Source organism: Streptomyces sp. V4I2, assembly GCF_030817655.1.
Classification (GTDB): domain Bacteria; phylum Actinomycetota; class Actinomycetes; order Streptomycetales; family Streptomycetaceae; genus Streptomyces; species Streptomyces plumbiresistens.
The window spans coordinates 3,277,626-3,291,160 of record NZ_JAUSZM010000003.1 but is presented as its reverse complement, the minus strand read 5'-3'; the positions used below and the strand labels follow the sequence as shown (position 1 = coordinate 3,291,160).

The following is a 13,535-nucleotide window of genomic DNA, read 5'->3' as shown; positions in this document are numbered from 1 at the left end:
CGGCCCGGCACAAGACCGCCGGGGTGACCGCGTCGTGGGACGCGGTCACCCCGGCGGGTTTCCGTGCTGGAGGGCCGGTATCTCAGGAACGGACCGGCGGGCTTTCGGGGCCCGCCAGCAGACGGCCCAGCGAGAGGCGGACCGCCGCGTCGAGCGCCTGCTGCACGGTCCGCGGCAGGGCACGGTCGTCCAGTGTGCGCAGTGCGGCCTCCGTCATGCCGCCCGGAGAGGCGACCCGGTCCACGACGGCGTCCGGTGTGGCACCGGGCGCCGTCAGCAGCGCACCCGTGCCCCGGACGGCGTGTGCGGCCAGCGCGCCCGCGGTGTCCGCGGACAGCCCCTGCCCGACGCCCGCCCGGGCCAGCGCCCGGGCGAAGTGGGCGATCAGCGCCGGGCCGGCCCCGGACAGTGCGCTGACCGTTTCCATGAGGTCCTCCTCGGCCGTGAGCACCTCGCCCAGCGGCGCGAACAGCTCCCGGGCGGCGGTGAGTGCCTCCGGTGGGCAGTGCGGGCCGCGCGACAGGACGGTCACCCCGTGCCGGGCGGCCACCGCGACGTTCGGCACGGCGCGTACGACCGCGACCTTTGGCAGGACCGCGGCCACGGCCTCCGTACGGCACGAGGCCACCAGCGACACCAGCACCGGTCCACCGCCCGCGAGCACACCCGCCAGGGTGCGCAGCGCGTCCGGCGTCTCGTGCGGATGGACGGCGAGTATGACGACGTCCGCGCCGTCGACAGCCTCTCGGACCGACGTCGCGGCACGGATGCCGAACTCCTCGCCCAGCGCCCGGGCCCCGGCCCCGGTACGGGAGACGCCCCGGATCGTGTCCGGGGCGGCTCCCCCCGAGACCAGCCCGCCCACCACGGCGCGCGTGATGCGCCCGCAGCCGACGAACGCGACGGCCTCGCTCACCGGGTCTCCTCGATCAGCGAGGCCACCGCCGAGACCCCACGGACCAGCCGTTCCTCACTCTCGGTTCCCACCGACACCCGGACGAACCCGCCGCAGGAGGCCCCGTATCCGACCCCCGGGACCACGGCGACCCGGTGCCGGTCGAGCAGTTCCCGGGCGAACTCCTCGGAGTCCAGCCGAGAAGCGCCCAGTGACGTGAACAGATAGAACGTGGCGTCCCCGGGAAGGCATTCCACGCCGCGCTCCGCGAGCATCCGGGCCATCCGGTTGCGCAGCGAGACGACCCGCTGGATCTGCGGCCGGGTGTGTTCGAGGATGTTCTCGAAGTGCTCCGCCAGGTAGTAACTGAGAATCGTCGGCGCACACGTCACCAGATGCTGCTGCAATTTGATGAGCTGATCGGTGAGCTGCCGGTGGGCAAGCACGTATCCGATGCGCCAGCCGGATATCCCGTAGTTCTTCGACATGGAATTGCAGACGACCGTGTGCCGCTTGTCCGGGTCGAGCACGAGGGCCGAGACGAATTCCACGCCCTCCGGCACGAATTCGTGATACGCCTCGTCGGCGATCAGGAACAGGCCGTGCCGGTCGGCCAGTTCGTGCAGCGTCCGCAACTCCTCGGCGCCGAGTCTGCGGCCGCTGGGGTTGTGCGGGTTGTTGACCACTATGGCGCGGGTGCGGGAGGTGATGTAGGAGGCGAAGTCCTCCACCGTGTCGTACCACGGGGTCATCACCGGCACGCCGCGGGCCAGCCGCACCTGGTCGGGGTAACTCACCCACAGCGGTTCGGGGATGATGACCTCGTCACCCGGTTCCAGCAGTGCCGTGAGCACCATGAAGATCGCGGCCTTCGACCCGGCCGTGACCAGAATCTCGTGGTCCGGGTCGACCGGAACTCCCGTAGTGGTCGCGTGGTACTTGGCCAGCTTCTCGCGCAGCAGAGGCAGACCGCGCGAGTGCGAGTAGTGGTGGAGCCGGGACGCCGGCAGCCCCTCGAAGGACGGCACGGGGAGGTCGAAGAACGCCTCGCCGAGCGAGAGCGTGACGACGTCGACCCCGGCGGCCTGCATGTCGTAGATCCGGTTGTTGAGCTTGATCGACGAGGCCTCCTGGACCGTGTCCAGCAGACTCGCGTGGTGCAGCGGCGGCATTGCGGTCTCGCCTTTCGCGGGTACCGGGGGTGCGGTCATGGCGCGCACCGGACGCTCATATGACACGGATCTGTCCACTGCCCCACACCACGTTCTTGACGCAGGTCAGCGACTCCAGCCCCATCGGACCGCGGGCGTGCAGCTTCTGCGTGGAGACACCGATCTCGACGCCGTAGCCGAACTCGCCGCCGTCGGAGTAGCGCGTGGACGTGTTGACGAAGACGCTGCCCGAGTCCACCGCCAGGGCGAAGCGGCGGGCCACGTCGTAGTCCTGGGCCACGATCGCCTCGGCGTTACGGGTGCCGTAGCGGTCGATGTGCCGGACGGCCTCGTCGAGGCCGTCCACCACCTTCACCGCCAGGATCAGGTCCAGGTACTCGGTCTCCCAGTCGCTGTCCTGGGCCTCCTTCGCGGCCGGCCACACTTCGCGGGTGCGCTCGTCGCCGCGGATGCTCACGCCGAGGTCCTGCAGGGTGTCCAGCGCCTTGGGCAGCCAGTCCCCGGCCAGGTCCCGGTGGACGAGCAGGGTCTCCACCGCGTTGCACACGCTGGGCCGCGAGGTCTTGCCGTTCACCACGATGTCCGTGGCGCGCGCGGGGTCGGCGCTCGCGTCGACGTAGACATGGCAGTTGCCGTCGCCGTCGATCACGGTCGGCACGGTGGCGTTGTCCTTGACGGTCTTGATCAGGCTCGGGCCACCGCGCGGGACCAGCAGGTCGACGTACCCGTCCGCGTGCAGCAGTTCCATGGCCGCCTCGCGCGAGGTGTCCCGGATCAACTGCACGGCGTCGTCCGGCACGTCGTCCCGCGCACGCAGCACCTCGGCCAGTACGTCCGCGATGGCGGCGTTGGTGTGCTGCGCGATCGAGGAGCCGCGCAGCACGGCGGCGTTGCCGGATTTCAGGCACAGCGCCGCAACATCGGCGGTGACGTTCGGACGGGCCTCGTAGATCACCGCGACGACCCCGAGAGGCTCCCGCACATGCTCGATGCGCAGGCCGTTGGGCCGGGTACGGCCGCCCACCACCTGCCCCACCGGGTCGGGCAGGTCGATGATCGTGCGGATCGCCCCGGTCATCCCCGCGATGCGCTTGTCGGTCAGCGTGAGCCGGTCGACCAGGGTGGCCGAGGTCCCCGCCTCGCGCGCCGCCGCCACGTCACGGGCGTTGGCCTCCTTCAGGTCCTCGGCCGCCGTGTCGATCGCGTCGGCCATTTCACGCAGCACCTGGTCCTTGACCTCGGTGGTCAGCTCCCGGATGACGGTGGATGCGGCACGGGCGCGCCGGCAGATGTCGGTAACGGTGGCGGACACTCTCACTCCTCCAACAGGCTGATGTACTCGGTGTGGTGAAGCACGGACAGATCGGCGGCGGCGCCGGGCAGCGCGGCGGAGGCCACCCTGGTACGGCCACGGGCGACGACCCGGCCGTCCGGGTCGAGCACGTCCACGACGTCGTCCGCCTCGAACGGCTCTTCGCCCGCCTTCAGGTGACGGACAGTCAGCGGTCCGCCGTCGGCCACCAGGCGCCGGGTGTCCGGACCGCCGTGCAGCCGCGCGGCCGGCGGTGCGGACAGGGCGCGCCACAGCCGGCGCAGACCCGGCTGTTTGTCCCGGGCACGGGCGTGGACGAGGGTGCCGATGTCCTCACCCCGCACCGCGCGGACCACCGCGTCCTCGGCGTCCGCGCCCGCGATCACCGTGGGCACGCCGGCCAGCGTGGCGATCCAGGCGGCGCACAGCTTGGCCTGCATACCGCCGGTGCCCGGGCCGCGGGCCGCCGCACCCGCGAGCCGTTCGACCTCGGGCGTCATGGCGCGGACTTCCGGGATCCGCCGGGCATTCGCGTCGCGTCGCGGGTCACTCTCGTACAGCCCGGGGACGTCAGTGAGCAGCACCAGCCGCTCGGCCCCCAGCGCGGCCGCCAGCAGCGCGGCGAGAACGTCGTTGTTGCGCACCATGACGGTGTCGTTCTCGTTGACGACGGGCACCAGCCCCGTGTCGAGGCAGGACTCCAGCACCGCACGGGTGCTGTCGTGGTGTTCCGGGCCCGTCACGTCGACCGGGGTCAGCAGGACCTGCGCGGCGGTCAGGCACCGCTGTTCCAGGCTGTGCCGGAACGACTCGAACAGCAGACCCTGGCCCACCGCGGCCGCCAACTGGCGGGCCGCGCCGCCCAGCCTGCCGTCCGGTGGCAGCCGTGCGGCGCCCAGGGCGATGGCCCCCGACGCGACCAACACGGGCTGCCGGCCGTCGTTGCGCAGCCGCAGCACCGCGTCGGCGAGGGCGGACAGTTTCGCGGGGTCGGGCTCTCCCGCGGAGATGAGCGACGAGGTGCCGATCTTGATGACAACACGTTCCGGACGCATGCCGGAATGCATGGAACTCCCCCTGTTCCTTCAGACCGTGGTGACTGTCGGCCAGACCGTGGTGACCGCCGGCCGTTCGCCGGAGCAGGGCTCCGGCCGTGGCGCTACTTCCGCGAGCCGGCCAGGCTCTCCCGCGGGTGCGGGTCATCGCGTCCCGCGTCCCGGAGGCCGACGGTGCGCAGCCAGCCCTCGGGGGCCGGTGCCCGCCCGGTGTGGATGCCGACCAGCGCATCGCGCAGCGCGAGCGTGACAGGGCCCGCCAGGCCCGTCCCCACCTGCCACGACTCGGCGCCGTCGCGGACGGTGCCGACCGGCGTGACGACGGCGGCCGTGCCGCTGGCGAACGTCTCGTTGATCGTGCCGTCGAGACACTCCGCCTTCCACTGCCCGATCGACAGCGGCTCCTCACGGACGGCGAGTCCGTGTCCTGCGGCCAGGTGCAGTAGCGAGTCCCGGGTGACGCCGGGCAGCAGCGTTCCGGTCGCCGGCGGCGTGATCAGCTGCGCCGACGGACCACTGCCCCGGACGAAGAAGAGATTCATGCCGCCGAGTTCCTCGACCCACTGGCGCTCCACGGGGTCCAGCCAGACCACCTGGTCGCAGCCGGCGGCGCGGGCCTGCTCCTGGGCGGCGTACGACGGGGAGTAGTTCCCGGCGAACTTGACGCTGCCGGTGCCGCCCGGGGCCGCGCGCGTGTAGTCGCGGGCGACCCAGACCGTGACCGGGTCCGGACGGTCGGAGAAGAAGCCTCCCGTGACGAAGGCGATCAACAGGAACGCATACCTGCGGGCGGGGCGCAGCGCCAGGTTCGCCTCGTTCGCGTAGAGCACCGGGCGCAGGTACAGACTCAGCCCGGGCCGATCGGGCAGGCACCCGCCGTCGGCCTGGAGGAGCAGGTCCACGGCCGTGAGCAGGCTGTCCTCGGGCAGTGCGGGAATGGCCAGCCGGTGCGCGGAGCGGCTCAGCCGGGCCGCGTGATCGGCGGGGCGGAAACAGGCCACCGCGTCGGTGCCCCGGCGGTAGGCCTTCAAGCCCTCGAAGACGACCTGGCCGTAGTGCAGGCCGACCATGGCCGGGGACATGGAGAGGTCGCCGAACGGCTTCAGCCGCGGTGGCGACCAGCCGTCCCGCTCGGTCCACTCGGCAGTGACCATGTGCGGCGTGAACTGCTCTCCGAAAGGAATTCGGTCGAAGTCGGCAGCGGTGGTATCGCATTTACGCATGACAGAAACAATCCCCCGGTGTGTTTCCTCAGTCGATTCATACGAGTGGTGCGTAGAAGAACGTCTGACGCACCGAAAATGCGCCCGCAGTGTTCACGCTGAAGAAATCGGCGAATCGTACGGAAGTCTTCGTTCCGTCATGCAGCACCCCTTCGAAGGTGCCGTGCACAGCCACGTCGCGGCCCTGGCTCACGATCTTGGACAGACGGTGCGTGCCGTCGGCGATGACGCGCTTCTCGCGATAGAAGCGCTCCAGCTCGGCGTGGCCGGTGAGCTTGGTGTATCCGGGTCGGTGGTACTCGGCGTCGGGCGCGAAGAGGCGGACGAGTCCGGGCACGTCGCCGGAGTCGACGAGTCGGTAGTAGGTGCGGACCGCGCTGACCGGGTCGATGTGTGCGGATTCCTCTAAGCCGGGTTCGTTCGTGAGCTGAGACATGGCTCCCCAGATGAGGTTGCGGGTGGTGCGCTGCCGTTTCCGGGCAGCGCGTAAGAGCCTTTCGATGGGAACGAGAAAAGGTGAGACGAGGGTCGGCCGCCGCGTCTGGCTGGGAACTGCCTTTCCACTTTGCGTCGTCCGACCGGATCAAGGCAAGAGTTGTCGGGCAGTTGCCTAAGGTCTCGGTGAAAGTCCTGACTAAAGTAAGGGTGGATGCCTTCCCATGGACTGATGTGGTCCTCCCCGGCCAGGGCCTACGTTCGGCGTGAGACAGAGAATGCTGGAAGGGCTGGGAGAACTCATCCATGATCACCCTGCAGGGTCTGACAAAGAGGTATGGCGGTCAGGCCGCCGTGGACAACTTGTCCCTCACCATCGCGGCGGGTCGCGTCACCGGTTTCCTGGGCCCCAACGGTGCGGGCAAGTCCACCACCATGCGGATGATCATGGGCCTGGACCACCCCACATCCGGCCAGGCACTCGTCGGTGGCCGCCCCTACGCCGAACTGGCGTACCCGCTGCGCGAGATCGGCGCACTGCTGGACGCCAAAGCCGTGCATCCCGGCCGCAGCGCACGCGCACATCTGCGGGCGCTCGCCCGTACCAACGGCATCCCCGTCCAGCGGGTCGACGAGGTCCTCGAGACCGTGGGTCTGACATCGGTGGCCAACCGCCGCGCCGGCTCGTACTCGCTCGGCATGGGGCAGCGTCTGGGCATCGCGGGTGCCCTGCTGGGCAACCCCGGTGTCGTCATGTTCGACGAGCCGGTCAACGGCCTCGACCCCGACGGCGTGCGCTGGATCCGCGGCTTGATGCGCGGACTCGCCGCCGAGGGACGCACCGTCTTCGTCTCCAGCCACCTGATGAGCGAGATGCAGCTGACCGCCGATCATCTGGTGATCATCGGCAAGGGGCGGCTGATCACCGAGACGTCCGTCAAGGAGCTCATCGACAGCAGCTCGCTCAACGCGGTGCGGGTGCGCGGCGCCGACCAGGAGGGGCTCAAGAAGCTGGTGGCCCGGCTGCATGAATGGTCGGTGCCCGTCCGCTGGGAGAGCCACAACGAGCTGTACATCACGGGGCTCACCGTCGACCGGGTGTCGGACGTGGCCTACGAGCTGGGGATCAGGCTGCACGAAGTGCGCAGCGTCGAGGCGTCCCTTGAGCAGGCGTACATGGAACTGACCGCGGACAGCGTCGAGTTCGGGGCCGCGTCCGGCCACCAGCACCCGGGCGCGGGAGCGTGACGTCCAGCGGCTCGCCCACCCTCCCGGAACTCCACGCGACCGTGTCGCCCTGTTGAGAGAGCACAAGGATTCCAGTCATGACGACATCAATGCCCGTGACGACTGCCGGTCAGCCGGTGCGTGCCTCCGGCGGCGGACTGCCCGGCGCCGTGGCATCGGAATGGATCAAACTCTGGTCGGTCAGGTCCACCTGGTGGTGCCTGCTGGGCGGTGCGGGGCTGATGCTGCTCACCACCCCGATCATCGGTGCGACCATGGCCAACAACAAGAAGGAGGGCACCACGGTGCCGGTCGGCGACGTCGCCGTGGCCACCGTGTACGTCGCCCAGTTCGCCCTGATCGCCCTGGCGATGCTGATGATCACAGCCGAGTACGCCTCCGGCAGCATCCGCACGACGCTGCAGTCCGTGCCCATGCGGGGCCGGCTGCTGGCGGCCAAGACCGCAGTGGCCGCCGCGGTGAGCCTCCTCGCCGGAGTCGTGTTCGGCCTGATCGGGGTCGGGGTCTCCTCGCTGTCGCTGGGCGACAAGGCGGGGACGGCCGGCGGTGAAGCCCTGGGCAGTGCCCTGCGGATCGGGGTCTACCTCGCGCTCGTCGCCGTCCTCACCGTGGCCGTGGCCGTCGCCGTGCGCAGCGCCGCCGGCACGCTCACCATCGTCTTCGTCGGGCTCACGGTCCTGCCGGTGGTCCTCCAGGCCTCCGACATCGACCCGCTGGTGGCGCTGGCGGAGCGGATGCCCAACTCGGCCGGCACCGTCTTCATGAACGCGGACACCACACCGTACGGACCCGGCATGGGGCTCCTGCTCCTCGTCCTGTGGGCCCTCGGGACCCTGGCGGTGGGCTTCTACGCCCTCCGCAAGCGCGACGCCTGACCTCGCGCCACCCCTGAAGCGCGCTCCGGAATCTGACCGGGCGCACGGGGCGTCGCTCCACCGGGAACCCCCGCTCGGTGGGCGACGCCCCGGTTTTCGTCGTCGTGCCCCGGGTCTTCGCTGTCGTGCCCCGGTCTTCGCTGTCGTAGCCCGGGTTTTCGATGTCGTACCCCTGACGGAACGGGTACCCGAGCCGGACGTGGCCCCGGCTCGTGCACCCGCGCGACGTGCCGACCGTGTCACTTGTCCCGGTCCGCCACGAGCCCCGCCTCGTACGCGATGATCGCGGCCTGCACCCGGTTGCGCACGCCCAACGCGGTGAAGATGGCGCTGACGTAACTCTTGACGGTGCCCTCGACCACATGGAGCCGCCTGCCGATGTCGGCGTTGGACAGGCCGCTGCCCACCAGCGCCAGCACCTCCTGCTCCCGCTCGGTCAGCGCGCTCACCCGTTTCTGCGCGAGGGCGCTGCGCGCCTCGGCCTGTCCTCCGGAGCTGCGGTTGAGTTCGGAAATGACCCGTTCGGCGACCTTCGCCGACAGATAGGAGGCACCGGCAGCCGCGGCGTGCACACCCGTCAGCAGCTCCCGCGGGTCGCCGGACTTGAGCATGAAGCCGCTGGCTCCGTCGCCCAGCGCACGGGCGACATACGCGTCCTCGGAGAAAGTGGTCAGTACCAGCACCGAGGTCTGCGGCACCTGCCGCTTGATCTCGGCCGTGGCGGCGAGTCCGTCCATGACGGGCATACGGATGTCCATGAGCACCACGTCGGGCCGGTGCTCCAGCGTCAGAGCGATCGCTTCGCGTCCGTTGGCTGCTTCGGCGACGACGTCGATCTCGGGATCCGTTGCCAGGATGGCCTTCACCCCCGCGCGGATCATCGCTTCGTCGTCGGCCAGGACAAGGGTGATGGGAGTGATGGTCGTCTCCTGTTCAGCGGCATGGTGGTGGTGGAGGAGGCGGAGGCGGTCAGGCGTCGTGGTCGACAGGGGCCCGGGACTCGGCGGTGATGACGTCCTTGGCCACCAGGCGCCCGTCGGCGAAGCAGAGCCGGTAGACGTCGACCTGGACGAAGAGCGCCCCACTGGAACGGTAGTAGTGGCAGGATGCCGCGGCCGGGACGGGCAGTTCCTCGGACGGCGGGTCGTTCATGTCGTTCTCGGGAAGCACGCGGTTGACCTCGGCCTTGCCCTGCCCGACCCGGAGCCTGTCGAAGTCCTTGGGAGCCAGCGTGGTGGACGCCGACAGATACGCGTAGTAGCCGATTATTCCCACAACGAGCAGGACGAACAGGCCGAGCGGCAGCGCGACCGCGGTGATGAACCGTCGGCGGACGTGCATGGTCGCGTCGGCGAGACCGCCCTCCGTCGACCCGGCCGACGGCGACAGCCACTCGGGAGCCTCGCCGGCCTTGAGCGCCTCGAGCGCCTCGGGCACCCGAGGCAGCCGGGCCGTCACCTCGAAGCCGCCGTCCGGCAGCGCGGCGGCGTACAGCCGTCCGCCCGCCAGGCGGGCCCGCTCCTGAAGCCCGATCAGCCCACGCCGCCCGCTCGGTCGGTCGTCCGAGGGCGGCTCCGTCGGCGGGCCGTTGCGCACCCTCACCATGACCTCGATCGGCCGGTACTCCAGACATACGGTCACGGACGCACCGGGGGCGTGTTTGATCGCGTTGGTCAGCGACTCCTGCACCACCCGGTACAGCGCCTTGTCCGTCATGGCGGGCAGCTGCTCCGCCTCGCCCACGTGCTCCAACGTCACCGGCACGCCGGACGCCCGCGTACGGTCGATCAGCGCGCCGATGCCGGACTGCGAGGGATCCAGCGGTGTCTCCGTGTCGTCCTCGCGCAGGACGCCGATGATGTCGCGCAGATGCTCCATCGCCCTCGCGGTGCTCTCCCGCAGTTCACCGGCCCCGCTGCGGAAGCTCTCGCTCACACCGGGAGCCACCTGAAGCGCGCCGGCGCGCAGGGCGATCAGGCTGAGTTCGTGCCCCAGCGAGTCGTGCATGTCCTCGGCTATGCGCGCCCGCTCCCGCAGCCGGGCCTGATCGATCAGGATGCGCTGCTGCGTCTCCATCTGGCGGGCACGTTCCCAGCCCGCGAGCTGCAACTCGTGCCGTTGCTGCCAGTAGCGGCCCGTCAGCCACGGCAGCAGACAAGCGAAGACCAGAACGGTCAGCAGGACGAACCACATCGGCAAGGACAGCTGGACCGCGACCGCGAGACCCGAGCCGACGAGGATGGTGCCGCCGAGGGCCTGCAGGACCAACGGGGTGGCCACCGGCAGCCGTCCCACCATGAAGCTCATGATGAAGACGGCGGGCAGGTACGGGGAGACGACAGTCGACCCCAGGTCGTTGTCCAGCGTGCCCAGGGTCCACCACAGGGCCAGACAGAGGACGAACGAGACCAAGGGCCGCGACCGGTGCAGCCAGACGGCGACACCGGTGACAACGGCCCCGATCAGGATCTGCCACCACCGGTTCAGCCCCTCCGGAAAACCTGAGGACAGCACCAGCGCCGTGAGGTTGAGCGCGAGCCAGACGAGCAGCGAGGTGATCAGCCTGCGCCTGAGGGGCCGTTGCTGCTCCGCGGGGGGAGTGCCGGGCGGTGCGATGGCCGTGACTGATCCTTTCACGATGGCCAGGCTAGTTACTTTGGAAACCCGGTGGTACTGACGAAGGTCAGGCGGTCGGCGGGCCGAGTGCGCGCCGCATGCTCTCCGTCACCCAGGACTCCCGTTCGGAAGTAGTACGCCGCCCCCCGTTGCGCGACACGGGATGACCGTTCATTATCAGGAATCCTGTTAGTTCAATGTTGCAGCGTTGCAGCGATGGGCGGACCAGACCATGCCATTCAGTCCCGGAATCCAGGCCAGAGGTATCCAGCTGCTGCTCGGCGGCATGATGTCCCGCGTGCACAAGGACCTCCGCTTCACCGACATCCCGAAGCGCACCGAATCCCTCCGGGTGGAGACCGGCGCCGGACCGGTGACGTGCACCGTCTATCGCCCGCCGGCCACCACCGACTCCACCGACGCCCTCGCCCCCGTGTACGTCAACTTCCACGGCGGCGGATTCGTCGTCGCCCGTCCCGAGCAGGACGACCACATCTGCCGCTACATAGCCGCCACGGCAGGCTGCGTCGTGATCAACGTGGACTACGCCGTCGCCCCGCAGCGACGGTTCCCCACCGCCGTCACCCAGGCGTACGACGTCACCGCGTGGGTCGCCGAGAACGGCCCCGCCAACGGCTGGGACGGCTCGCGACTCGCCGTGGGCGGACACAGCGCCGGGGCCGGCCTGACCGCCGCGGTCTGCCGCACCGCCCGCGACCGCGGCACCTTCACGCCCCGGCTCCAGATCATCGACTCCGCTCCGCTCGACCAGGTCGCCGACCCCGCCACCAAGCATTCCCCGATCGCCAAGCCGCTGCTCACCCCGCACCTCATGCGGGTCTTCACCGCCGCCTACGTCCCGGACTCCGCCGACCGCGCCCATCCCCTCGTCTCGCCCGGGCTGGCCGACGACCTCGCCGGACTGCCGCCCGCCCTGGTCATCACCGCGGAGAACGACCGCCTGCGCGACGAGGGCGACGCCTACGCCAAGGCCCTGGACGCCGCGGGCGTCCCGGTCACCCACCGCGTCTTCGAGGGCGTCGACCACTACTTCACGCACACCGGCCCGGTACCGGCAGGGAAGGAGGCCATAGAGCTGATGGCCGCCACCCTGCGCACCGCACTCGGCACCTGAGACCGCCATCCCTGTTCCGGGGCCCGAAACAGCCGCCGGGGCAGCGCGCCGGAGCTCGGGCTGCCGCCTCCAGAGGTCGTCGAGCGGGGCCGGCCGCACGGCCCCGCTCGAGGACGTCGCCGACGCGGCCCCGGCGGAGTGCCTCGCCCGCGCACCTGTTCTCGCTACCGGGATTCATTCGCAGTGCCCCGGCGTTCACGCCGGGGGTGAAGCGAATCTGATGGTTGCGACGCGGAGCGTCGCGGTGTCCTTCCGGCGGAGCCGGACTGGGCTGCGGGAGCGGTGAGGGTTCGCACGAATGTTCCGTCGTGACGGTGTGCCTGCGACATGTCCAGTGTGATCGTCATGCAGCTCAGGTACGCCTTCAGGTTGTACCCGGACACCGGCCAGCGCATCGCGCTGTCGAGGGCGTTCGGGTGCGCCCGCGTCGTGTTCAACGACGCGGTGCGTGCCCGTGAAGACGCCCGCAAGGCCGAGCAGCCGTTCCCCAAGGCCGGGGAGCTGTCCACGCGCCTGATCACCCAGGCCAAGCGGACAGCGGAACGGTCCTGGCTGGGCGAGGTCTCCGCCGTCGTCCTCCAGCAGTCCCTGCGGGACGCCGAGACCGCGTACCGCAACTTCTTCGCCTCCCTCAAGGGCACCCGCAAGGGGCCGAAGACCGGTCCGCCCCGCTTCGAGTCCCGCAAGGATGCCCGGCAGTCGATCCGGTTCACCGCCAACGCCCGCTGGAACATCACCGACAGTGGCCGGCTGAACCTGCCGAAGATCGGCGCGGTGAAGGTGACGTGGTCCCGCACCCTGCCCACCATCCCCACCTCGGTCACCGTCATCAAGGACGCGGCCGGGCGGTACTTCGCCTCCTTCGTCATCGACACCGACCCCGCCGCCGACGCGACCCGGATGCCCGCCACCGACCGCACCATCGGCATCGATCTCGGCCTGACCCACTTCGCGGTACTGTCCGACGGCACGAAGATCGACTCCCCGCGGTTCCTGCGGCGCGCGGAGAAGAAGCTGAAGAAGGCCCAGCGGGAGCTGTCCCGCACACAGAAAGGATCCAAGAACCGCGAAAAGGCCCGTCTCGAGGTCGCCCGCGCCCACGCCAAGGTCACCGACGCCCGCCGCGAGTTCCACCACCAGCTCTCCACCAGGCTGATCTCCGAGAACCAAGGGATCGCCGTGGAGGACCTGTCGGTGGCAGGACCGGCCCGCACCAGGCTGGCCAAGTCCGTGCACGACGCCGGATGGTCCTCGTTCGTCAGCATGCTCCAGTACAAGGCGGAGCGGTACGGACGCACCCTGGTGAAGATCGGCCGGTTCGAGCCGACCTCCCAGACCTGCTCCACCTGCGGCGTCAAGGACGGACCCAAGCCCCTCGATGTCCGGGAGTGGACGTGTGCCGCCTGCGGCACCGTCCACGACCGTGACCACAATGCCGCGATCAACGTGAAGACGGCCGCCGGACTGGCGGTATCGGCCTGCGGAGCGCCGGTAAGACCAGGAGCATTCCCGGCGCAGCGCGAAGAAACAGGAAGCCACGGATTCCCGACCGAACCCCGTGCCGCGTAG

General features: G+C 70.1%; 12 protein-coding genes. 4 read left to right on the top strand and 8 right to left on the bottom strand.

Annotation, left to right across the window (positions count from 1 at the left end; genetic code table 11):
• Positions 1 to 82: 82 nt before the first annotated feature.
• The 6 genes from QFZ76_RS15970 to QFZ76_RS15945 all read right to left on the bottom strand — a co-directional run bounded on the left by QFZ76_RS15970 (position 83) and on the right by QFZ76_RS15945 (position 6,093).
• Positions 83 to 916, bottom strand: coding sequence for a pyrroline-5-carboxylate reductase (locus QFZ76_RS15970; RefSeq protein WP_307674369.1), 834 nt, complete (start codon positions 914 to 916; stop codon positions 83 to 85).
• Positions 913 to 2,106 (bottom strand): pyridoxal phosphate-dependent aminotransferase, encoded by a 1,194-nt coding sequence (locus QFZ76_RS15965; protein ID WP_307674368.1) that lies wholly within the window; start codon positions 2,104 to 2,106, stop codon positions 913 to 915. The genes QFZ76_RS15970 and QFZ76_RS15965 overlap by 4 nt, the downstream gene beginning before the upstream one ends.
• 16 nt (positions 2,107 to 2,122) lie before the next feature.
• Complete coding sequence (locus QFZ76_RS15960; RefSeq protein ID WP_307674367.1) at positions 2,123 to 3,379, bottom strand: glutamate-5-semialdehyde dehydrogenase; 1,257 nt, start codon at positions 3,377 to 3,379, stop codon at positions 2,123 to 2,125.
• Positions 3,380 to 3,381: 2 nt separating this feature from the next.
• Positions 3,382 to 4,434, bottom strand: a complete 1,053-nt coding sequence (gene proB / locus QFZ76_RS15955) for a glutamate 5-kinase (RefSeq protein ID WP_307674366.1) — start codon at positions 4,432 to 4,434, stop codon at positions 3,382 to 3,384.
• Between the two features lie 104 nt (positions 4,435 to 4,538).
• On the bottom strand, positions 4,539 to 5,657 hold the full coding sequence (locus tag QFZ76_RS15950) for a branched-chain amino acid aminotransferase (protein WP_307674365.1): 1,119 nt from the start codon (positions 5,655 to 5,657) through the stop codon (positions 4,539 to 4,541).
• A gap of 37 nt (positions 5,658 to 5,694) precedes the next feature.
• Positions 5,695 to 6,093 carry a nuclear transport factor 2 family protein gene (locus tag QFZ76_RS15945; RefSeq protein WP_307674364.1) on the bottom strand — a complete coding sequence of 133 codons (399 nt, stop codon included), beginning with the start codon at positions 6,091 to 6,093 and terminating at the stop codon, positions 5,695 to 5,697.
• A gap of 305 nt (positions 6,094 to 6,398) precedes the next feature.
• On the opposite strand from QFZ76_RS15945, the gene QFZ76_RS15940 reads away from it, so the two are divergent.
• Positions 6,399 to 7,340 carry an ABC transporter ATP-binding protein gene (locus tag QFZ76_RS15940; protein ID WP_307674363.1) on the top strand — a complete coding sequence of 314 codons (942 nt, stop codon included), beginning with the start codon at positions 6,399 to 6,401 and terminating at the stop codon, positions 7,338 to 7,340.
• Positions 7,341 to 7,417: 77 nt separating this feature from the next.
• Positions 7,418 to 8,215 (top strand): ABC transporter, encoded by a 798-nt coding sequence (locus QFZ76_RS15935; RefSeq protein ID WP_307674362.1) that lies wholly within the window; start codon positions 7,418 to 7,420, stop codon positions 8,213 to 8,215.
• Positions 8,216 to 8,454: 239 nt separating this feature from the next.
• Here the strand turns inward: QFZ76_RS15935 and QFZ76_RS15930 are convergent, their stop codons facing one another.
• A complete protein-coding gene (locus tag QFZ76_RS15930; protein WP_307680023.1) occupies positions 8,455 to 9,135 on the bottom strand; it encodes a response regulator transcription factor in 681 nt (226 codons plus the stop codon).
• Positions 9,136 to 9,184: 49 nt separating this feature from the next.
• Positions 9,185 to 10,852: a histidine kinase gene (locus QFZ76_RS15925; protein WP_307674361.1), complete on the bottom strand. Its 1,668-nt coding sequence runs from the start codon at positions 10,850 to 10,852 to the stop codon at positions 9,185 to 9,187.
• A gap of 211 nt (positions 10,853 to 11,063) precedes the next feature.
• Between QFZ76_RS15925 and QFZ76_RS15920 the strand changes: the two genes are divergently transcribed.
• On the top strand, positions 11,064 to 11,966 hold the full coding sequence (locus tag QFZ76_RS15920) for an alpha/beta hydrolase (protein WP_307674360.1): 903 nt from the start codon (positions 11,064 to 11,066) through the stop codon (positions 11,964 to 11,966).
• 345 nt (positions 11,967 to 12,311) lie between these two features.
• Positions 12,312 to 13,535 (top strand): RNA-guided endonuclease TnpB family protein, encoded by a 1,224-nt coding sequence (locus QFZ76_RS15915; protein ID WP_307680022.1) that lies wholly within the window; start codon positions 12,312 to 12,314, stop codon positions 13,533 to 13,535.

Bases quoted from the DNA above. Each gene is read 5' to 3' on its own strand.
- QFZ76_RS15920 (WP_307674360.1), top strand. From the start codon at position 11,064: ATGCCATTCAGTCCCGGAATCCAGGCCAGAGGTATCCAGCTGCTGCTC.
- proB (WP_307674366.1), bottom strand. From the start codon at position 4,434: ATGCGTCCGGAACGTGTTGTCATCAAGATCGGCACCTCGTCGCTCATC.
- QFZ76_RS15945 (WP_307674364.1), bottom strand. From the start codon at position 6,093: ATGTCTCAGCTCACGAACGAACCCGGCTTAGAGGAATCCGCACACATC.
- QFZ76_RS15950 (WP_307674365.1), bottom strand. From the start codon at position 5,657: ATGCGTAAATGCGATACCACCGCTGCCGACTTCGACCGAATTCCTTTC.
- QFZ76_RS15940 (WP_307674363.1), top strand. From the start codon at position 6,399: ATGATCACCCTGCAGGGTCTGACAAAGAGGTATGGCGGTCAGGCCGCC.
- QFZ76_RS15965 (WP_307674368.1), bottom strand. From the start codon at position 2,106: ATGACCGCACCCCCGGTACCCGCGAAAGGCGAGACCGCAATGCCGCCG.
- QFZ76_RS15935 (WP_307674362.1), top strand. From the start codon at position 7,418: ATGACGACATCAATGCCCGTGACGACTGCCGGTCAGCCGGTGCGTGCC.
- QFZ76_RS15915 (WP_307680022.1), top strand. From the start codon at position 12,312: ATGCAGCTCAGGTACGCCTTCAGGTTGTACCCGGACACCGGCCAGCGC.